The organism is Paenibacillus luteus, assembly GCF_006542765.1.
Lineage (GTDB): Bacteria > Bacillota > Bacilli > Paenibacillales > Paenibacillaceae > Pristimantibacillus > Pristimantibacillus luteus.
The window spans coordinates 255466-276136 of record NZ_SKCD01000033.1; the positions used below are offsets into that span (position 1 = coordinate 255466).

General features: G+C 49.1%; 17 protein-coding genes. 13 read left to right on the top strand and 4 right to left on the bottom strand.

What is annotated here, in order from left to right; genetic code table 11:
* Window positions 1-12: 12 nt before the first annotated feature.
* From recJ to E0496_RS23415, 10 genes are all read left to right on the top strand, one after another.
* Complete coding sequence (recJ, locus tag E0496_RS23375) at window positions 13-2040, top strand: single-stranded-DNA-specific exonuclease RecJ (RefSeq protein ID WP_141504178.1); 2028 nt, start codon at window positions 13-15, stop codon at window positions 2038-2040.
* Window positions 2041-2073: 33 nt separating this feature from the next.
* A complete protein-coding gene (locus E0496_RS23380) occupies window positions 2074-2604 on the top strand; it encodes an adenine phosphoribosyltransferase (RefSeq protein WP_139990948.1) in 531 nt (176 codons plus the stop codon).
* Window positions 2605-2802: 198 nt separating this feature from the next.
* Window positions 2803-4983, top strand: coding sequence for a RelA/SpoT family protein (locus tag E0496_RS23385; RefSeq protein ID WP_141504179.1), 2181 nt, complete (start codon window positions 2803-2805; stop codon window positions 4981-4983).
* Between the two features lie 53 nt (window positions 4984-5036).
* Entirely contained in the window at window positions 5037-5480 is a 444-nt protein-coding gene (dtd, locus tag E0496_RS23390; RefSeq protein ID WP_141504180.1) for a D-aminoacyl-tRNA deacylase, read from the top strand.
* A gap of 91 nt (window positions 5481-5571) precedes the next feature.
* The gene (locus E0496_RS35915) at window positions 5572-5739 is read left to right on the top strand and encodes a hypothetical protein (protein WP_175598110.1); all 168 of its coding nucleotides are present in this window, start codon (window positions 5572-5574) and stop codon (window positions 5737-5739) included.
* A 675-nt stretch (window positions 5740-6414) separates the two neighbouring features.
* Window positions 6415-7662 (top strand): histidine--tRNA ligase, encoded by a 1248-nt coding sequence (gene hisS / locus E0496_RS23395; RefSeq protein WP_141504181.1) that lies wholly within the window; start codon window positions 6415-6417, stop codon window positions 7660-7662.
* A 46-nt stretch (window positions 7663-7708) separates the two neighbouring features.
* Window positions 7709-9523: an aspartate--tRNA ligase gene (gene aspS, locus E0496_RS23400; protein ID WP_141504182.1), complete on the top strand. Its 1815-nt coding sequence runs from the start codon at window positions 7709-7711 to the stop codon at window positions 9521-9523.
* A 29-nt stretch (window positions 9524-9552) separates the two neighbouring features.
* Window positions 9553-10308 carry a tRNA threonylcarbamoyladenosine dehydratase gene (locus E0496_RS23405; protein WP_141504183.1) on the top strand — a complete coding sequence of 252 codons (756 nt, stop codon included), beginning with the start codon at window positions 9553-9555 and terminating at the stop codon, window positions 10306-10308.
* The gene (locus E0496_RS23410; protein WP_141504184.1) at window positions 10305-10982 is read left to right on the top strand and encodes a YdeI/OmpD-associated family protein; all 678 of its coding nucleotides are present in this window, start codon (window positions 10305-10307) and stop codon (window positions 10980-10982) included. The genes E0496_RS23405 and E0496_RS23410 overlap by 4 nt, the downstream gene beginning before the upstream one ends.
* A 202-nt stretch (window positions 10983-11184) precedes the next feature.
* On the top strand, window positions 11185-12492 hold the full coding sequence (locus tag E0496_RS23415) for a replication-associated recombination protein A (protein WP_141504361.1): 1308 nt from the start codon (window positions 11185-11187) through the stop codon (window positions 12490-12492).
* 205 nt (window positions 12493-12697) lie between these two features.
* Here E0496_RS23415 and E0496_RS23420 read toward each other — a convergent pair whose 3' ends face one another.
* From E0496_RS23420 to E0496_RS23430, 3 genes are all read right to left on the bottom strand, one after another.
* A complete protein-coding gene (locus E0496_RS23420) occupies window positions 12698-12919 on the bottom strand; it encodes a hypothetical protein (RefSeq protein WP_141504185.1) in 222 nt (73 codons plus the stop codon).
* 1152 nt (window positions 12920-14071) lie between these two features.
* Entirely contained in the window at window positions 14072-15157 is a 1086-nt protein-coding gene (locus E0496_RS23425) for a copper resistance D family protein (protein ID WP_141504186.1), read from the bottom strand.
* Window positions 15157-15723, bottom strand: a complete 567-nt coding sequence (locus E0496_RS23430; protein ID WP_161601530.1) for a copper resistance CopC family protein — start codon at window positions 15721-15723, stop codon at window positions 15157-15159. Before E0496_RS23430 ends, E0496_RS23425 begins: the two co-directional genes overlap by 1 nt.
* Before the next feature lie 377 nt (window positions 15724-16100).
* Here E0496_RS23430 and E0496_RS23435 point away from each other — a divergent pair, with 377 nt between their 5' ends.
* Window positions 16101-17435: a hemolysin family protein gene (locus tag E0496_RS23435; RefSeq protein WP_141504188.1), complete on the top strand. Its 1335-nt coding sequence runs from the start codon at window positions 16101-16103 to the stop codon at window positions 17433-17435.
* 81 nt (window positions 17436-17516) lie between these two features.
* Here E0496_RS23435 and mnmA read toward each other — a convergent pair whose 3' ends face one another.
* A complete protein-coding gene (gene mnmA / locus E0496_RS23440) occupies window positions 17517-18644 on the bottom strand; it encodes a tRNA 2-thiouridine(34) synthase MnmA (RefSeq protein WP_141504189.1) in 1128 nt (375 codons plus the stop codon).
* Window positions 18645-18837: 193 nt separating this feature from the next.
* Here mnmA and cymR point away from each other — a divergent pair, with 193 nt between their 5' ends.
* A complete protein-coding gene (cymR, locus tag E0496_RS23445; protein WP_141504190.1) occupies window positions 18838-19257 on the top strand; it encodes a cysteine metabolism transcriptional regulator CymR in 420 nt (139 codons plus the stop codon).
* 242 nt (window positions 19258-19499) lie between these two features.
* Complete coding sequence (locus tag E0496_RS23450; protein WP_141504191.1) at window positions 19500-20654, top strand: cysteine desulfurase family protein; 1155 nt, start codon at window positions 19500-19502, stop codon at window positions 20652-20654.
* The last annotated feature ends 17 nt before the right edge of the window (window positions 20655-20671 follow it).

A 20671-nucleotide genomic window follows, 5' to 3' on the forward strand; every position in this document is an offset into this window, starting at 1 on the left:
GGAGAAAGCATTATGATTCAAAGGAAGACAAGATGGGCTGTTGCGCCATGGTCTAAGGACGATGAAGACAAGTCAAAACAACTAGCGTTGCATTTAAAGGTGTCCCCGCTTGTTGCCAGACTGCTTGTGCAGCGTGGCTTCGGTGACGCGGAATCGGCGGAACGCTTCCTGCGAGGGGGGCAAGAGCATTTCCATGACCCTTATCTCCTTCTGGGAATGAAGGAAGCCGTTGAGCGAATACAACGGGCAGCTGTAAACAAGGAGAAAATTAGAATCTATGGCGATTATGATGCCGATGGCGTTTCGAGTACATCGCTTTTAGTGCATTTATTCCGCACCCTAGATTATCATTTTGACTATTATATTCCTCATCGGGCTTTGGAAGGCTATGGGCTAAATAAGAAAGCGATCGAGCTCGCAGCAGAAGAAGGTATCCGCTTAATTGTTACGGTAGATACCGGAATCAGTGCGGTTCAGGAAATTGAGTATGCGAAGGAATTAGGCATCGATGTTGTCGTGACCGATCACCATGAACCGCCAGAACAAATTCCTAGCGCATGTGCGATAGTGAATCCAAAGCAGGCAGGATGTACTTATCCGTTTAAAGGATTGGCGGGCGTGGGGGTTGCTTTTAAGCTAGCGCAGGCGCTTCTTGAGCGTCCGCCGCTCGAATGGGCGGATATTGTCAGCTTAGGAACAATAGCGGATTTAATGCCACTTAAGGATGAGAACCGCATTTTTGTGAGATATGGACTTGAACGAATGCGTAATCACGCGAGCACAGGTTTTCGCGCTTTGGCGGAGGCAGGAGGCATTGAGCTGGAGAACCTCACGGCATCTAATATAGCCTTTGGCATGGCACCTCGTGTAAATGCAGCTGGAAGACTTGATCATGCCAAACGAGCAGTAGAGCTGCTTACAACAGAGGACTACGACAATGCGATATTGGCAGCTATTGGACTCGATAGCTTGAACAAGGAAAGACAGCGCGTTGTGGAGAGCATTGTGAAAGAAGCCGAGCAGCAGTGGAAGAACAAATGTGAATCGGCAGAGCAGGCAGGCCAGCCTTCGCCAGCTGTAATTGTACTGGCAGCAGAGGGCTGGAATGTCGGTGTCATAGGCATTGTGGCCTCGAAGCTGCTCGAGCGTAATTATAAACCTGTCATCATACTCGGCATTGATGCACAATCGGGAATGTGCAAGGGATCTGCCCGCTCTATTGAAGGTTTTGATCTTCACGCTGCGCTTACCGCCTGTGACGAGCTTCTAGATCATTATGGCGGGCATCAGGCGGCAGCAGGCATGAGCCTACATCGCGATCGCTTGCCGGCATTCGAGGAGCGTCTTAGCGCGCTTGCTTTGGAGTGGCTTTCCGCAGATGACTGGGTTCCTAAAACAGCTGTCGATCTTGTCTGTTCCGTGGACGAAGCGACTCTCGAAACGATTAATGAGCTTTCGCAACTGGAGCCTTTCGGTATGGGAAATCCTTCTCCGAGATTAATGTTTCAGCAAGCGGTACTAGCAGACCGCCGGAGCATAGGCAAAGAATCAAAGCATCTGAAGCTGTCCTTAGGCAGCGGACGAAAATTGCTCGATGGCATTGCTTTCAACATGGGAATGCTAACGGATCAGCTGAAGCCGGGCAGCAAAATTGACATTATCGGCGAATTGTCGGTTAATGAATGGAATGGCCAGCGCAAGCCGCAGCTCCAACTGCATGATATCCATTTCGACCCTTTGGCATCGGAGTTTCCTGGTCGAGAGCACTTTGGAAAAGTGTATCAGCAGCTTAAACTGCTTGGCGAAGCGCCATTGGAAGGAATCTGTACTCGATTATCCAAGCAAACTGGGTTATCCTTAGAGACGGTTGAGCTCATGCTTGATGTATTTGAAGAGCTTCAGTTTATTGAACGAAGTAACGGAATGATGATTGCTGCCGCTTCGCCTCAGAAACGGGATTTGGCCGCATCGGCACGTTACATAGAAGCAAAGCAGCAATTCGAAGCATCACAACTGTCTGTGGCAAGTGCAAAATCATAATGATAATGTTGAAATGGAAAGGGTTGACAGTACGTGTCTAACACACAATACAACTTCAAAGATTACATCCGGGTTATTCCAGATTTCCCGCAGCCAGGTATCCGTTTCAAGGATATTACGACACTCCTGAAGGATGGGGGAGCTTACCGCGCGGTAATCGAAGAAATGCGCGCAGCTGTACAGCACATGGAAATTGATGTTATTGCTGGACCGGAAGCCCGTGGCTTCGTTGTCGGCGCTCCGCTTGCTCTAGCGCTTGGCGTAGGTTTCGCTCCTATTCGCAAAAGCGGCAAGCTGCCGGGTGAGACGATCACAGCTAATTACGACCTTGAATACGGAAACGATCAGCTGGCTATGCACAAAGATGCAATCTCACCAGGACAACGAGTTCTGATTGCAGATGATTTGCTCGCAACAGGAGGGACCATCGCCACTTCAATTAATCTGATTCGCCAGCTTGGCGGAGAAGTTGTCGGCGCAGCATTCCTAATTGAGCTGAACTACTTGCAAGGGCGCGAGAAGCTTGATGGAATTGACGTTTTCTCCATTATGACTTACGAATAAAGAAACAGCATAAAAACCTGTCAAAACGGACCGCTAGTCCCCTTAATCGCGCAATGCGAGAAAGGGGAGGCGGTTTTATTTTATAATAGAAGGTGTTCAGTAGTTGACGAGGTACTGCTATTACAGGCATAATATTATAAAAACTCGGAAAACGCATGAATGGGATCTGCCAGGAGTGTAAACAGAAAGGGACGTTTCATGGGCATTGAGCATTTACTCGAGAAGGCATCCGCCTATATGAAAGAGCAGGACCTTATACGCATCCAGGAAGCCTATGACTTTGCGGAGCAAGCCCATCACGGACAAGTACGGAAATCGGGAGAGCCTTATATCCTTCATCCCGTAGCCGTTGCTGATATACTTGTGGATATGCAAATGGACGTGCTGTCGATTATTGCAGCATTGCTTCATGATGTCGTTGAGGATACAACTGTTGATTTGCAGACGGTTCGCGCAAAATTTGGCGAAACCTGCGCGATGCTTGTAGATGGACTTACGAAACTCGAAAAAATTCAATTTCGTTCCAAGGAAGAGCAGCAGAACGAAAATTACCGTAAAATGTTTGTCGCGATGGCCCAGGACATTCGCGTTATTTTAATTAAATTAGCTGATCGTCTGCATAATATGCGCACACTCAAGTTTCAATCTGAGGAAGCACAGCGGCGAATTGCTTACGAAACGCTAGAAATTTTTTGCCCGATCGCGCATCGTCTCGGTATTTCCGCGATCAAGTGGGAAATGGAAGATATTGCGCTTCGGTATTTGAATCCGCAGCAGTATTACCGGATCGCCAATCTGATGAAGAAGAAGCGTGCGGAGCGGGAACAGTTTATTCACGATGTCATTTCCCGCATTACGGAGAAGCTTGAGGAAATGGGAATTGAGGGCGATATTTCTGGTCGTCCCAAGCATTTATACAGCATTTACAAGAAAATGACCGATCGCAACAAGCAGTTTACAGAAATCTATGATTTGCTGGCGATTCGCATCATTGTTGATAATATTAAGGATTGTTATGCCACGCTAGGCATTATTCATACGTTATGGAAGCCGATGCCGGGCCGCTTCAAAGACTATATCGCGATGCCGAAAGCGAACATGTACCAGTCGCTGCATACGACGGTTATCGGACCTAATGGAGAGCCGACGGAGGTTCAGATCCGTACGTGGGAAATGCACCGTACTTCGGAGTACGGTATTGCGGCCCACTGGGCCTACAAAGAGGGTTCACTCGTCCCAGGAGGCAACTTCGAGGATAAGATGTCTTGGTTCCGTGAAATTTTGGAGCTTCAGCACGAGGCGCGGGATGCATCTGAGTTCATGGAATCGCTCAAAATGGACTTTTTTGCCGATCTTGTATTCGTCTTTACACCAAGCGGAGAGGTCATCGAGCTGCCCGCTGGCTCCGTACCGCTAGATTTTGCATACCGCATCCATACGGAGGTAGGCAACCGGACGATCGGCGCCAAGCTGAACGGACGAATCGTTCCGCTTGACCATAAGCTGAAAACGGGCGACATTGTCGAAATTTTAACATCTAAGCATTCCTATGGACCTAGTCAGGACTGGGTGAAAATTGCTCAATCCTCTCACGCGCGCAGCAAAATACGCCAATGGTTCAAGAAGGAACGCCGCGAGGAGAACGTGGCCAAAGGGAAGGATATGCTTGAGCGTGAGCTGAAGCGGCTTGGCCTAGAGCCTTCGGCATGGTTGCAGGACGACAAATTGCTGGAAGCCGCTGCGAAGTTCGCTTTTAATGATATCGAAGATATGATGTCTGCGATTGGCTTTGGAGGCATTACGGCGGCGCAGATTTGCACTAAGCTTACAGAGAAGATGCGCAAGGAAGCAGAACTCGCTAACCAGCTGGAGCTGACTAGTGAAGTGAAGGAAATCAAATCGCATGGCAACCGGAAGACGAGGCCGAATCAGGGCGTAACCGTAAAAGGGATCGACAACCTGCTTGTCAGGTTCGCACGCTGCTGCAATCCTGTGCCAGGTGACTCGATTGTCGGCTATATTACTCGTGGCCGCGGCGTTTCCGTTCATCGGATGGACTGCCAAAACATTCCGTTCGGCGAGCAAGGGGAAGAAGGCGAACGCGTTATCGAGGTGGAGTGGGAAGGCTCCATCGAGGCGAATTACAGCGTGGACATCGAAATAACGGGCGGGGACCGCAGAGGACTTCTGAACGAGGTGCTTCAGGCGGTATCCGAGAGCAAAACGAACATTTCGGCTGTAACCGGCCGTACGGTGAAAAATAAAATGGCTTTAATTCATATTACCGTGCTGATTCGCAATATTGAACATTTGAACGCAGTGGTAGAGAAAATAAAGCGCGTGCAGGAAATTTATTCCGTTCAGCGGATTATGCAATAGCCGCTTCGTTTTGTTGTCGCAGCGGGTGAAATAAATATCGGAGGTACGAGGCAGTGAAGGTAGTTGTACAGCGCAGTAAACAGGCAAAGGTTGTCGTTGCCGGCGATCCTGTAGGCGTTATCGATTTCGGACTTGTGCTGCTGGTCGGGATTACCCATGACGATACCGAAGCAGACGTTAAGTGGATGGCGGACAAAGTAGCTAATCTTAGAATTTTTGAAGACGAGTCAGGCAAAATGAATCATTCTGTAATCGATATTGGCGGTCAGCTTCTATCGGTATCACAGTTTACGTTATATGGCGATTGCCGCAAAGGCAGGCGCCCCAACTTTATGAGCGCAGCCAGGCCGGAACAGGCAGAGCTGCTTTACGATCAATTCAATTCTGCTCTTCGCGCGTTGGGCCTCGTAGTGGAAACGGGACGTTTCGGGGCCATGATGGAAGTTGAGCTTGTAAATGACGGACCGGTAACGTTAATTTTGGAGAGCGGTGCTTAAGCCATCGCATGTGGGGAAACAATATACAGGAAGCCACTAAAGAGCAAGGAATATTGCGCTGGCAAAATGCTATATTGGGGGAATGCCGCACATGCACCAATCTCGCAAGGAGCAAGGCATCGAACGTGCTTCCAGAAGGCTGCTGCATCCGGATCGCAGAGAGGCCAAGGTATTTGCCGAGCTGGAGGAGGATATGGAGGCAGCGGAGGAGTGGATCGGTTTTCCACAGCCGCCCCGCCGAGACCATGCCGGCCATTGACTGAAGCAAGAAAGCACCGTCCGCGCAAACAGCCCGGGCGGTTTTTAGCTTCTTAAAGGCTCAATTTTTGTTGTTTCCAAACCATACGTAAAAACGCTTTCGAAATTGTAACATTACTGTAATCAATCTCTAACTTTCTTTTAACATCATTAACCTATAATAAACCTCGACCCCCTTTTTAAAAATATATTTTACTTTTGGACCTACAAACTGGTTTTGTAGGTTTTTTTCTGTCCATTTGTTTGGACTTACTGTGGGGTTTAGTTTGGCCTTGACTTTAACCATTCGGACAGGTAAAATTAATTCTCAGTATGTTAGTTTTTAAATAACGATTCAATGATGGGATAAAGTAATTCTACGCGCTATACCCAGAGAGGGACGCCACTTGGCTGCAAGCGTCCTTATATCGGCAGAATGAACAGACCTCCCGGAGAACAAACGGTGAACCACTGTAGGAAGCAGGCAATAGGCCTGCGGATGACGAGTAGTAGCCGGATTGCGGATGACGGACGTTAACCGTCTTGGAGCGGGCTCATGCATCGGATGCAGGCTCGAAATGTGGGTGGTACCACGGGAGATACACTCTCGTCCCTTTTGGCGCAAGCTATTAGGAACGGGAGTTTTTTGCGTTTACCGAAGTTTAAATGAATGATGACGGGGCAGGAGGGGTATTCAATGGCATTTCAGAAAATGCCGGGCACGCAGGATATTTTGCCCGGCGCGGTGGAGAGATGGCAGTTTGTCGAGCAGAAGGCTCGGGATATTTGCCAGCGCTACAACTTCCGCGAGATCCGCACGCCGATCTTCGAGTCCACTGAGCTGTTCCAGCGCGGTGTAGGCGAGACGACCGACATTGTCGAGAAAGAAATGTACACCTTCACGGATCGTGGCAACCGCAGCCTCACGCTGCGTCCCGAAGGAACGGCAGGTGTGGTAAGGTCTTACGTGGAGAACAAGCTGTACGGAGAGCCTGACGTATCCAAGCTGTATTACATCGGACCGATGTTCCGGTATGAGCGTCCGCAAGCAGGACGTTACCGCCAGCTGCATCAGTTCGGTGTCGAGGCGATTGGCTCGGTTGACCCTGCAATCGACGCCGAGGTTATCGCGCTTGGATACACGTTTTATACGGAGGTTGGCCTAAAGGGCGTACGCGTAGAGATTAACTCCGTAGGAACTCCGGCAGTACGTGCGGTATTCCGCGAGCGCTTGTTGGCTTTTCTTGAGCCGAAGCGCGAGCTGCTCTGTAAGGACTGCCAATCGCGGATGGACCGTAATCCGCTCCGCGTGCTCGACTGCAAGGTCGACCAGGAGCATTTTACAGATGCGCCTTCGATTCTCGACAGCTTGGACGAGGAATGCCAGATCCATTTTGACAAGGTGAAAATGTATTTGACCGATATGGGCATCCCGTATGAAATCAACCACCGGCTCGTCCGCGGACTTGATTATTATACCCATACCGCATTTGAGTACAAGGCTGAAGGAATCGGCACCATTGATACCGTAGGCGGGGGCGGCCGCTATAACGGGCTTGTCTCGGAAATTGGCGGTCCGGATCAGCCTGGTGTAGGCCTAGGACTTGGACTTGAAAGAACGATTCTACTGCTTCAGCATCAAGAAACAGAACTGCCTGTTTTTAATCGAATCGACGTGTACGTGGTTGCACTGGGCGAAGCCGCTGAGCGTGAGGTGACGAAGCTCGTTTACCAGCTCAGACAGCGCGGCATTCGCGCGGAACGCGACTATCTAGGCCGTAAGATGAAAGCCCAGATGAAGTCCGCAGACCGTCTTCAGGCGCGTTATACGGCGATCCTTGGTGACGATGAGCTGGAACGCGGAGAAATCGCACTCAAAGACATGACGAAAGGCGAGCAGCGCGTAGTTGCGCTTGATAAGCTTGCCGATGAAATCAGCGGTTAATATTTATCCCATAATTAAATCTAACTAATAGAGGAGCATGAAAACAATGTTGTTAAAAACACATCACTGCGGCCGCTTAACGAAAGCGGACGTTGGTCAATCTGTTATTCTAAACGGCTGGGTACAGCGCCGCCGCGATCTTGGGGGCGTACTCTTTATTGATTTGCGTGACCGTTCAGGAATCGTACAAACGGTATTCAACCCGGATTTCTCCGGCGATGCGCTAGCTATTGCTGACCGTGCGCGCAATGAATTCGTTCTGGCTATTCAAGGTACAGTTGTAGAACGCGATGCTGAAACGTACAATGCAAACCTCGCAACAGGCGAGATTGAAGTTCGCGTAACGAAAATCGAAGTAATGAACGCAGCAAAAACGCCTCCGTTCCCGATTGAAGACGGTGTTGAAGTGGATGAGTCGCTTCGCTTGAAATACCGTTACCTGGACCTTCGTCGTCCGGAAATGCAAAAAACGTTGTTCCTTCGCTCGAAAGCAGCTAAAGTGTTCCGTGATTTCCTTGACGGAGAAGGCTTTATTGACGTTGAAACACCGATTCTGACGAAAAGCACACCAGAAGGCGCGCGTGATTATTTGGTACCGAGCCGCGTGCATGAAGGCGAGTTCTTCGCATTGCCGCAATCACCACAAATCTTCAAACAGCTGTTGATGGTTGCGGGTATTGAGCGCTACTACCAGATTGCCCGCTGTTTCCGCGATGAGGATCTTCGTTCAGACCGTCAGCCGGAATTTACGCAAGTCGACATCGAGACTTCCTTCTTATCGCAAGATCAATTGCTTGCTTTGATGGAAGAGCTTACGGCTAAACTGCTTAAAGATACAGTAGGCGTAGAACTGGAGCTTCCGTTCCAACGCATCACTTACGCAGACGCAATGAACAAATACGGCTCAGACAAACCGGACCTTCGCTTTGGCCTTGAGATCAAGGACATTACCGATATCGTATCCACAAGCGATGTGAAAGTATTCGCAAGCGTAGCTGCTGGAGGCGGCGTAGTTAAAGCGCTCAACGCTAAGGGCTGCGCAAGCTGGAGCCGCAAGGAGCTCGACGACCTGCAGCCGTTCGCGGCACGCTACGGCGGTAAAGGCCTTGCTTGGATTACGGTGAAGGACGGGGAATGGCGCGGTCCAATTGTGAAGTTCCTGAAGCCGGAAGAGATTGCTTTGCTGACCGAGCGTCTTGAAGTTGAAGACGGGGATTTGCTTACTTTCTCTGCAGACAAGAAAAAAGTCGTTGCAGACGTTCTTGGCAACCTTCGCTCGAAGCTCGGTAAGGATCTTGGCCTGATCGATGAGTCCAAGTTCAAATTTGCTTGGGTTGTAGACTTCCCACTGCTTGGATGGGATGAGGATGCGAAGCGTTATGTAGCCGAGCACCATCCGTTCACGCGTCCGAACGAAGAAGACCTTCATTTTTTCGATACAGATCCAGGTCAAATTCGCGCTCAAGCGTACGATCTTGTTCTGAATGGTTATGAGGTTGGCGGCGGTTCGATGCGGATTTACAAGCGTGAAGTGCAAGAGCAAATGTTCAAGGCGCTTGGCTTCAACAAGGAAGAGGCGCAAGAGAAATTTGGCTTCTTGCTTGATGCATTCGAATACGGAACGCCTCCGCATGGCGGCATTGCGTTTGGTTTCGACCGTCTTGTTATGCTATTGACAGGCCGTACGAACCTGCGCGAGACGATTGCGTTCCCGAAAACAGCAAACGCGACGGATCTGCTCAGCGATGCACCTTCCGAGGTTGAGCTTTCGCAGCTGGAGCAATTGCATATCCGCACGGTCATTAAGCCTAAGCCTGCACCTGCAGCGGCAGTTTCAGCGGCAGAAGCAACAGATAAATAAGGAAACAACGCTAAGGAGGCGGCAGCCAGATGCTTCACCAATTTTCTCGTACGGAGCTGGCTATTGGGCCAGAGGGGTTAGCGCAAATGAAGGGGAGCACGGTTGCCGTGCTCGGCATTGGCGGCGTCGGCGGAATTGCCGCGGAGGCGCTTGCGCGCACCGGCATTGGCCGTATCATCCTGGTTGACAAGGACGTAGTCGATATTACGAACGTCAACCGCCAGATCCATGCGCTGACGACAACGGTCGGCCAGCCGAAAGCAGAGCTGATGCGCGAGCGAATCAAGCTGATCAACCCGGAGTGCGATGTCATAGCCTTGCGTATGTTTTATACGGAGGAGACGTTTGAGCAATTTTTTGAATATCCGCTTGATTACGTCGTTGATGCATCCGATACGATTTCCTATAAGATTCATTTAATCAAACAATGCTTGGAGCGTAAAATCCCGATTATTTCGAGTATGGGTGCAGCGAACAAGATGGACCCAACGAAATTCCAGGTTGTAGACATTTCCAAGACACATACCGATCCTTTGGCGCGTGTCATTCGGACAAAGCTGCGCAAGGAAGGCATCAAGCGCGGCGTTAAGGTCGTGTTCTCGACGGAGCTTCCAATGAAACCTCGCGAGGATGTAACCAAGAAGATTGTGCCGGCCAATGCGCCGGAAATTCGTAAGGCCAAGCAGCCTCCAGCGAGCAATGCGTTTGTTCCGCCTGTCGCTGGTCTGATTATGGTCAGCGTCGTTGTCAATGACCTTCTTGTCTCTGGCGGCATCGAGCTGTGAACGAGGGGCTTGTCAAAAAGCTGAGATTGGCGCCGGATATGAAGGCGCTCGTACTCAATCCGCCTTCTGAGCATTATTTGACGGAGCTTGGATTAACGTCGGATGCATCGGTTATCGAGGCTGACAGCCTTTATGATTTCGCGCTGCTGTTCGTTATGAATTTATCTGAGCTTGCAGAGCTTGCACCCGCAGTTATACAGGCTTTGAAGCCTGATGGCTTGTTATGGATTACGTATCCGAAGGGGTCGTCCAAAATAAAGACGGATCTGAACCGGGATACGGGCTGGAGGCTCATGCTGACGTTTGGCGTGGAAGGCGTTGCGATGGTAGCGTTGGATGACACTTGGTCATCCATGCGTTATCGTCCAGCCGGAACGGCTAAAAGCGGAGCTAGTCGCCGTTCCTCTTCAGAGGCGGCAGCCGGAAGGACCGACTCTAAGCCGCGGACAGCTTCAACCGCAGCCGTGGAGCTAGAGTTGCCGGAAGACTTTGCAGCCGCTTTGCAGGCATCTGCTGGGGCAGAGCTTTTTTTTCGCGGCAGCTTGACTGCGGCTAAGCGCCGGGACTTTATGAAATGGATTACCGATGCGAAGCGTACGGAAACACGTGCCAATCGGGTGGCTGCAGCGATTGACAAGCTGGAGAGAGGCTTCAAATCTCCATTTGACAAGTAAGATTTAAACCAATAACCGTACCGGCGATAAAGCGGAATGCGCTTTTTTCGTTGGTACGGTTATTTTGTGCTTCCCTGTCGCAAAGGGCCTCCACGTCAACAGTTCTTTCAGAGTAGCGGTAGACGTGGAGGCTAGTTCTGGCGAACAAATGTGCGGATATGCTATGATTAAAGGAACAGAAGGCAGAAGGTTGGGCAGAACAATGGACTTATTTTCCTATCAAGAATCGGAGTTGCCTCGCGCAAGGCTGCTTGCGGACCGCATGCGTCCGCAAACGCTGGATGAATATATTGGGCAGGAGCATATCGTCGGAGCTGGCAAGCTGTTAAGAAGGGCCATTGAAGGCGATCAGGTATCCTCTATTTTGTTATATGGCCCCCCGGGCTGCGGTAAAACGACGCTCGCACATATTATTTCTTTGCGTACAGCAGGCGAGTTTGTAAAGCTGAACGCGGTGGATGCGTCCGTAAAGGATGTTCGCGAGGTCATCGATCAGGCACGTACTAATAAAGCAATGTACGGTAAGAAGACGATCCTTTTTTTGGATGAGGTACACCGTTTCAATACGGCAAGGCAGGATGCGCTGCTGCCTGCCGTTGAACAGGGCATCATTATTTTTATTGGGGCGACAACGGAAAATCCATTCCACCATGTCAATGGGGCTCTTCTGTCGAGATCGACGTTGTTCCAGCTCGAGTCGCTTGGAGAAGGGCATGCGTATGAGGCAATGAAGCGGGCGCTGGTCGATCGTGAACGCGGGCTGGGTTTTATGGATTTGCAAGCGGATGAAGATGCGCTGCGTCATATCGCTGCTATGGCTGGCGGGGATATCCGAAGGGCGTTGAATGCCTTGGAGCTGGCCGCTGTGACCACGCCGTCAGAAATGGATGGTTCGGTGCGCCTAACTCTTGAAGTGGCTCAGGAGTCCATACGGAAGCCGTCCATTCGTGCGGATCTGTCCACGCAATATGACGTGCTGTCGGCGTTTCACAAAAGCGTGCGGGGCTCCAGCGATGCAGCTTTGTTTTGGTTTCTGTACGCGGTAGAGAAGCTGGGGATGGACCCGATGACCTTTATCCGCCGATTGATCGTTGCGTGCAGCGAGGATATCGGACTTGCTAATCCGCAGGCGATGATTCAGGCGGTTACGGCGATGGATGCCTACCACAAAATCGGCTGGCCAGAAGCAAAATACAACATCTCACAGGCGATTTTATTCGCGGTAGAGAGCCCGAAATCGAATGCTACCGCTATGGCGATCGGCAATGCGGAAGCGGCAATTGAACGCGCAGGGGGCGCCGAGGTGCCGCTTCACTTAAGGGACACCCACTATAAAGGGGCTCAACAGCTAGGACATGAGGGTTACCAGTATCCGCATAACTTCCCCAATCATTATGTAAAGCAGCAGTATCTGCCGAATACGCTTGGCAGCATGACGTTCTACAAAGCGACCGAGCAAGGCATGGAAGACAAGATCAAGCAAAACCAGCAAAAGCGCCGTAACCAGTAAATTCAGTGTTATTGCGCAAAATTATGCCTACAGGAAAGCTGTATAATTTCAACTAATGATTCTAGATATCATTAGTTTCTGAAAGCAGAATTCCATACAGATGCATTGTCAGTCAAGGATAGCCCATTTATAATTGGGGATTCCCTCCAGAGTTAATCGTCATTTGTACTGGCGTGTTCAAACAGAAGTTGGTGGATTTCGTCGTTCATTCTTCTTTTTTTTTTGAGTGAGGAAACCGTTCGCGTACGAACTTTGTTTGCTTGCCCTCATCGGCAGCTTCCAGCGTATACATCGGTCTGGTAAACCAGGAGATCCAATCGGTGAAGCCATTTGGCCATACTCGTGATAGTGCAGCTTCGTTCAAAATCACGCTTGAAATAAGCCAGAGCCAGCGTCCAATTGTGCTTGTCGGGAAGCCAAACTTCATGTGGAAGTTTCGATATCATCGTCTGCTCGGGAGTCAACTGTTCAGGAGTGCCTGTAGAGACATCTTCATGAAGCCATCCAACCCTTTCATTAGTAAGATTGGATGGTAGTGCTCATCGTTACAGGGTTTTACGAATCATCTCCGCAATATCGATCACTGTATCAGCTTCACAGTATGTAAGTAAATCGTTTGATCGCTTTCATACATCCGGCAACTTTTCTGTTAGCTCAGCCGTTTTTCCAGTTACTGTTAATCTGCTGTTCGATTCCCATGGTCATCACTTGTCTGGAAAATTCAGCAGAAATAGCAGAAACGGATGAAATAGATGAAATAGATGTGATAGATGAGATAGGTCTAAAAAATAGATCTAATCTAGCTCAGCGGACCCAAATGAACTGGATATGGCTGGGTTTTGGAAAAATAGATCTAATTTTTAGATCTAATCTGGTGAAAATAGCCGAAATCGATGAAATAGGTCTAAAAAATAGATCTAATCCAGCCCCGAGGCCCCAAATCAACTGGATATGCTGGTTTTTGGAGAAATAGATCTAATTTTTAGATCTAATCTGGCTAAAATAGCCAAAATCGATGAAGTAGGTCTAAAAAATAGATCTAATCCAGCCCCGAGGCCCCAAATCAACTGGATATGGCTGGGTTTTGGAGAAATAGATCTAATTTTTAGATCTAATCTGGCGAAGAAAGCCGAAATCGACGAAATAGGTCTAAAAAATAGATCTAATCTAGCCCCACGGCCCCAAATGAACTGAAAATGCTGGTTTTTGGAGACATAGATAAGTTGAACGAAAGAAATGAAGGATATGCGAAACGAGAAGATCGATTTGGAGAAATGAAGTGTTCGCCTTAGCAGCCGGATTATTACCTTTACAGGTTTTAGTCAATCTAAGAATCTGACTGCAACCCTGAATTCATAGAATGATCTACTCGCGCAGCGACCAAAACGAGAAACTTTAGTTCATCTTATATAGATCTAGATTAATTCGAATGATTGCTGCAAATGCGTAAAGTAGCAGGAAGCGACGACTACCAAAAACAGCTGAGCAGGATTAGCTGAACGGTGCCTACAAGAGGTTCATCGTTCAAGCGCTTCTGCCCAGCTGTTTTTTGTAATAAATATGGAACTGCTTGAATCATTTACGCAATAGCGAACATGAGTCCGAAATAACCGAATATGGCCGTCAGAAGGCCCATAGCAAATGCAGGGATCACTTTGTTGACCCGGTACATCCATACTAATCCGCCTGCCATCACCGCGGCTGCAGCAAGCATCAGGATGCTCTCGAGCGGCAGTGTGAATTTTAATGCAATATCAGGACTGAAGCTGCCTTTGTAGATGGCGGTAAATAAAGGTGATGGTGATGCGGTTTGAAGCGTTTCCTTTACGTTATGCGGCGGGGCTTGTTGGCCAAGCACGCCAGTTGCGGCCAGTACGAGCAGTGCAATAATGCTTTCCGCTTTCAGCCACGGTTTTGGATTAAAAGAAGAGCTGCTGTCTGCCCATTTTTTGTAGCCAAATCCGTTGGTGTACGCGAACAGCAGCAGCGGTAAAATGAATAAATGCTTAATCAGGAGCATTTGCCCGTAAGGGAGCATCCAGGCATTGACGTACTCAGGCGTAGTGAACGTCATGAGCACAAAGCCTGCAAGCAGCGTGACAAGTACGCAAACGATGGCAACCGGAGAGAACCAGCGCAGAAACGCATGCCAATGGGCGTTGTCCTTCGAGAACCAGCTGGCAACGAGCAATATCCCAATCCATACGCTCACAGCCAGAAAGTGGGCTGCGTGCGTAACGAGTCCTTTGAACCCGTAAAGCGCGGAAGCATGACCGGCATAACCAAGCCACACAATTAGCAGAAAGGTGACGAACAAAGCCACCTTGGGCATATGCTTGTCATCGCGGAATGCTTTGAGACCGAGAAGGAAGGCTAACCCGGCTGAACCAATCGTTGACCATATCCATGCCTTACCGGTATTAATATCAAGCAAAATGCTCTTCAGTATAGAGCCATAAGTCATATCAAAATCTTTGGCAAAGACGAGCGCGAGCTTATGAATCGGAACGTAGGACAGGATAGGAATGGCAATTGCGCATGCGAGCAGCAAGCCGTTCGGTACCTGCACGGTCGGTCTCCGATCCTCCGGCACGAGCCGAAGGATGAAGGAGCCGGTTAAAATCGCGAAGCAAACATAAAGCAGCCCTTCGCTGATATAAATCATTATTTGCGCCTCCGAAGCATTAATACAACAGCAGCAATGACAATAATGGTTCCGATTATAACCGCAGGAGTGTAATTCGTATCATCACTGCTTGCAGCGGATTCGTTGCCGCTGTCTGGGGCTGCGCTAGCTTCAGGGGAAGGCGATGGCAATTCGGTAACTGCAGGTGATTCCGTTATAGTATCCGGCTCGGCTGTCGGCTCATCAGTTACGAGAGGCGCTTCCACCGTAAACGAATAATCACCTTCCACGGAATGGCCGTCAGCGCCGATAATTGTCCATTTTACGCTGTAAATGCCGTTAGGCAGAACAGACGGCACAGAAGCGCTCATCGTCATGCCATCGACCTCCGTTTTACCTTTTTCCATTTCTTCTCCTGCCGCATTCAGCAGTTTGAAATTGCTGAGACTTTCTATTTTGGTATTAAAAGTCATCTCTATGCGCTCTGGCGTGACGGCAGCAGTGCTATCTTGTGCGGGAACCGCGCTCTCCAGTTTGGAATGGGCTAATGCAACGCTAGGTACAAGCCATAGCATAGCGAGACAAATCAAAAGAATTCGTTTCATTGTTGTAATCCTCCTACAAAGTTTATGGACAGCCATGCTTCTTAGCTGATTGCATTATAACAGATTCCATCCGGTGTTAGCTTGCCATTAAATGATCAAATCGTTGCGGCTTTATGAACATTTCTAGAAGATCTCTGCTCCGCTGCCACAAAAAAACGCAAGCAGTAGCTCGGTTTCTGCGTATAATGGCTAACCTATGAAGAATACACATAATTACAGACTTGCGAACGTCTTACTTTTCTTCCTATTAATCGACGCGGCGGCTTGGCATCTAGGGGAGCACTTACATCACACAAAGATCGCCGTATCTTTGTTCCAAAAGGAGGTGCACCTGCCATTGCACCAGGCACGCTTGGTTAGTCAGTGGCAGGGAATCGTTGAGCGACCCATTACCGAACGGTTTAGCTTTGGCGCTTATTTTATTGTTTGTTCTGATGAACGGTTTTTTTGTCGCTGCGGAGTTTGCGATGGTCAAAGTCAGAGGCAGCCGAGTCGATTCCCTAGCCTCAGAGGGGACTAAGTGGGTTAAATTAGCATCTCCTATGAAGGGGAATTTGGATGCCTATCTATCTGCTTGCCAGCTTGGGATTACCTTTGCCTCGCTTGGTCTTGGATGGATCGGGGGGCCTGCGATTGCCGTGTTGCTTGACCCTTTATTTGGTTTTGTCGGTGTTCATCATGAGGCTTTCATCCATACGATTTCTTTCTTGATTGCCTTTGCGATCATTACCGTGCTTCATTTTGTGCTAGGTGAATTGGTGCCCAAAACAATGGCTATCCGCAAAGCAGAAACGGTTGCGCAGTTTACAGCAATGCCGCTGCTCTATTTTTACAAGCTGATGTATCCTTTTATCTGGCTCTTGAATGCGGCAGCTAACCAGCTTCTCCAGAGGATTGGCATCGAGCCTGCAACCGAAAAGGATTCGGCCCATACAGAAGATGAAATCCGGATCCTCATGAAGGAGAGCCACAAAAACGGACTAATCGACAATACGGAGCTCACGCTCGTTGACAATATTTTTGATTTTACAGAAACGAACGCCCGCGAGATTATGATTCCCCGAACAGAGATGATATGCCTGAACACGAGCCATACGCTGCAAGACAACAAAAGACTCGCCTTGGAGCAGATGCTCACGCGGTATCCGGTATGTGAAAATGACAAGGACAACATTATAGGTTTTGTGCACATCAAGGACTTGCTTAAGGATACGGGTCAGAGCCTGCATGATATTAGGCAAATTACGAGACCGATCACGACGGTTCCCGAATCAATGCAAATTAGTACGCTGCTCAAGCTGATGCAGAAGCGCAAATCGCAAATCGCCATTTTGATTGATGAGTATGGCGGAACTTCCGGTTTGGTCACGCTTGAAGATATTATGGAAGAAATCGTAGGAGAAATCCAAGATGAGTTTGATGAGGAGAGGGAGCAGCTTGAGAAACGGGAGGATGATACGTATTCAATCAGCGGCTTGATGCTGATCGAAGAAGTAAACAGCTTCTTTGGCCTCGCTATTGAGACGGATGATTATGATACGATCGGCGGATGGATTTATTCGAAAATCGATATTCCGCCGCTTCATAACCAATCTGTCCATTATGCTGAAATATGCGAATTTATCATTGAGGAGACCGATCATCTGCGTATCTCTAGGCTGATTGTTCGTATGCTGGTCCGAAGGCCGGAGGGAGAGCAAAGATGGGGCTGAACCAGTCATGCGGCAAATAAACAAGGCTGTCACTTGCATCAGTTGGATGCGTGACAGCCTTGTTGTGTTTGGCTTCCTATATTAAGCTTGCTTTACTGCTCCGGCCGCTGCATTAATCTTCTGGACGGTTTCAATCGTACCGCCTCCGAGGCAAACCTCGCCGTCATAAAGGACGACTGCTTGTCCAGGCGTAATGGCCTTCTGCGGCTTATCGAATACGATATGAGCGCTGCCGTCCTCGCCTACCGATACGGTAACGCCTTGATCTGGCTGGCGATAACGGAACTTTGCAGTGCAGCGTAGCGTCTCGCCTACGGAAACCATCCAGTTCATGCCGCTTGCCGTTAAGCTCTCCGAGTAAAGGCTAGGATGCTGTTCTCCTTGCACGACATAGAGAATATTGCGTTCTAAATCCTTATCGGCGACGAACCAAGGCAGGCCAGAGCCCGATCCGCCAATGCCAAGCCCCTGGCGCTGTCCAAGGGTGTAATACATCAAACCATCGTGCCGACCTTTCTTCTCGCCAGTCTCAACGTCGATCATATCGCCAGCTTGAGCTGGCAAATAGCCGCTTAAGAAGGTTTTGAAGTTGCGTTCCCCGATAAAGCAGACGCCCGTGCTGTCCTTCTTCTTCGCGGTATACAAGCCGGCTTCTTCGGCGATTCGCCGCACTTCGGGCTTCGGAAGATGCCCAATCGGGAACATCGCTTTCGCAAGCTGCTTTTGGTTTAGGGCACTAAGGAAATAAGTTTGATCCTTATTGGAATCCACGCCGCGCAGCAGCTTCGTCACGCCATCTTCGCTGCGGTCGACACGAGCGTAATGCCCTGTTGCCAAATAGTCCGCGCCAAGTTCTAAGGCGCGCTGTAGAAAGTCGCCGAACTTGATCTCACGGTTGCACATGACATCCGGGTTCGGCGTCCGACCGCGCTTATATTCATCCAGGAAATAAGTGAATACCTTGTCAAAATATTGCCGTTCAAAATTAACGGTATAGTAGGGAATGCCGATTTGCTCACATACGCGGCGGACATCTTCCGAGTCCTCCTCCGCTGTACAATGACCGAATTCATCGGTATCGTCCCAGTTTTTCATGAAAATACCGACAACGTCATAACCTTGCTGCTTCAGCAGCAGGGCAGTGACAGAAGAATCCACGCCGCCTGACATGCCGACGACAACTCTTGTCGAAGATTTTGGTTTTTCCATCCTAAACACCACCTTGCTCGAATCAAACAATTATTATTGTAACATAGGCTGAAAAGTTTTTCATGAAGATGTCAACCTTTTTGCACACGAGTCCTGCAGGATATGTTAACATATAAGTGAAATGGGAATACAGAGGTTTATAGAGCTAACGGACAAGTCATAAAGAGATAAAAACAATAAAAGAGGTGTCACTTTGAAAATATCGACGAAAGGCCGTTACGGCTTAACAATCATGATGGAGCTCGCGGCTAAATTTGGGGAAGGCCCCACTTCGCTTAAGAGCATTGCTGAACGAAATCAGCTTTCCGAACACTATTTGGAGCAATTGGTTGCACCACTGCGAAATGCAGGACTGGTAAAAAGTATTCGAGGCGCATATGGCGGCTATATCTTGTCTAAAGACCCTGAATCCATAACTTCAGGCGATGTTATTCGTATTCTGGAAGGTCCGATTTCACCAGTAGACTTTACGGAAGAGGATGACCCGGCGAAGCGTCAATTATGGCTGCGCATTCGCGACAGCATTGCCGAGGTGCTTGATTCGACAACGCTGGCTGATCTTATCAATTTTGAAGATGAAGGCAAGCCCGATAGCTACATGTTCTACATTTAGATGGCTTTCTACGATTAGGCGAAAATTATTTTCTGTCATCCATTTCGAGCGGTCAGCCATTGCTGACCGCTCGATTATGTTTAGGAAGCACGCGAGATTTTTTACATGTTTTCTGAACCATTTTGCTCCGCAACCGCCAGCGAAGCTCTCGTTTATCATGCGGCTGTATATGAAAGATGTTTGTGCTATACTCTTGTCAATGAAAACACGTAGATGTTCTACAAATAAAGGAAGCTGAGCCTATGAGAAACCATTATTTTGATCATGCCGCCACTACGCCCATGCATCCCGAAGTCGCTAAAGCGATGCTCGCGGTTATGCAAGGACCTGGCGGCAATTCGTCTAGTATGCATGCGTTCGGAAGGGCGGCCAAGCACCAGCTTAACCGGGCGCGTGATTCGATATCTGCAGCCTTGGGCTGCAAGCCTGCTGAACTGTTATTTACCTCTGGAGGTACGGAGAGTGACAATGCCGCATTGATTGGAGCAGCACGCGCGCAGCGCAAACGAGGCAAAACTCATATCATTACGTCGGCAGGCGAGCATCACGCCGTGCTTCATACCTGTGAATGGTTGGCGAAGGAAGAAGGATTCACGGTAACGGTACTGCCTGTTGACTATACCGGACAAACTTTCCCAGCGCTTATACAAGCGGCGATGACGCCCGAAACCGGCCTTATCAGTATTATGCATGGCAACAACGAGGTAGGCACGCTGCAACCGATCGAAGAAATCGGGCAAATCGCCAAAGCAAGCGGTGCGATTTTTCATGTGGATGCGGTCCAATCTTTGAGCTGGATGGACTACCGCCTGAATGAACTCCCCGTCGATTTGATGAGCTTCTCAGCTCATAAAATTAACGGACCGCAGGGTGTTGGCGCTCTTTATGTCGCCGCAGGGACGCCGGTAGACGCTATCCAGCATGGTGGTTCCCAGGAGCGCAAACGCCGTGCCGGTACGGAGAATATCGCGGGTATCGTTGGTTTTGCGGCTGCTGTTGACATTTGTGTGAACGAGCGGGAAAATAAGCAACCTTTTATGGACAAGCTTCGTAAGAGATGGATAGAGCTGCTCAGAGAGCATGTTGAAGTGCCTATGATCATCAATGGCAGCGACCAGCATTATTTGCCTCATATCGTAAATATCAGCTTTATCGGTGTGGATACAGAAACCATGCTTATGAATTTGGATATGGAAGGCATTGCCGCTGCAAGCGGTTCTGCTTGTACATCCGGCGCATTGGAGCGTTCGCATGTGCTTCGGGCAATGGCATTGCCACAAGAGCAAATTGATTCTGCTGTAAGATTTAGCTTCGGTTTGGGGAATACTCTGGAGGAATTAGAAGATGCCGCACAAAAAGTTGGAACAATCGTGAGGCGTATTCGTAATAACTACTAGGAGGAATCCGGCTAAGC

Excerpts from the sequence above, each read along its gene's own strand:
- E0496_RS23420 (WP_141504185.1), bottom strand. The coding sequence starts at position 12,919 with ATGAAGTTTGGCTTCCCGACAAGCACAATTGGACGCTGGCTCTGGCTT.
- mnmA (WP_141504189.1), bottom strand. The coding sequence starts at position 18,644 with ATGGAAAAACCAAAATCTTCGACAAGAGTTGTCGTCGGCATGTCAGGC.
- E0496_RS23425 (WP_141504186.1), bottom strand. The coding sequence starts at position 15,157 with ATGATTTATATCAGCGAAGGGCTGCTTTATGTTTGCTTCGCGATTTTA.
- E0496_RS23450 (WP_141504191.1), top strand. The coding sequence starts at position 19,500 with ATGAGAAACCATTATTTTGATCATGCCGCCACTACGCCCATGCATCCC.
- recJ (WP_141504178.1), top strand. The coding sequence starts at position 13 with ATGATTCAAAGGAAGACAAGATGGGCTGTTGCGCCATGGTCTAAGGAC.
- E0496_RS23415 (WP_141504361.1), top strand. The coding sequence starts at position 11,185 with ATGGACTTATTTTCCTATCAAGAATCGGAGTTGCCTCGCGCAAGGCTG.
- hisS (WP_141504181.1), top strand. The coding sequence starts at position 6,415 with ATGGCATTTCAGAAAATGCCGGGCACGCAGGATATTTTGCCCGGCGCG.
- E0496_RS23385 (WP_141504179.1), top strand. The coding sequence starts at position 2,803 with ATGGGCATTGAGCATTTACTCGAGAAGGCATCCGCCTATATGAAAGAG.
- aspS (WP_141504182.1), top strand. The coding sequence starts at position 7,709 with ATGTTGTTAAAAACACATCACTGCGGCCGCTTAACGAAAGCGGACGTT.
- E0496_RS23405 (WP_141504183.1), top strand. The coding sequence starts at position 9,553 with ATGCTTCACCAATTTTCTCGTACGGAGCTGGCTATTGGGCCAGAGGGG.
- E0496_RS35915 (WP_175598110.1), top strand. The coding sequence starts at position 5,572 with ATGCACCAATCTCGCAAGGAGCAAGGCATCGAACGTGCTTCCAGAAGG.
- E0496_RS23430 (WP_161601530.1), bottom strand. The coding sequence starts at position 15,723 with ATGAAACGAATTCTTTTGATTTGTCTCGCTATGCTATGGCTTGTACCT.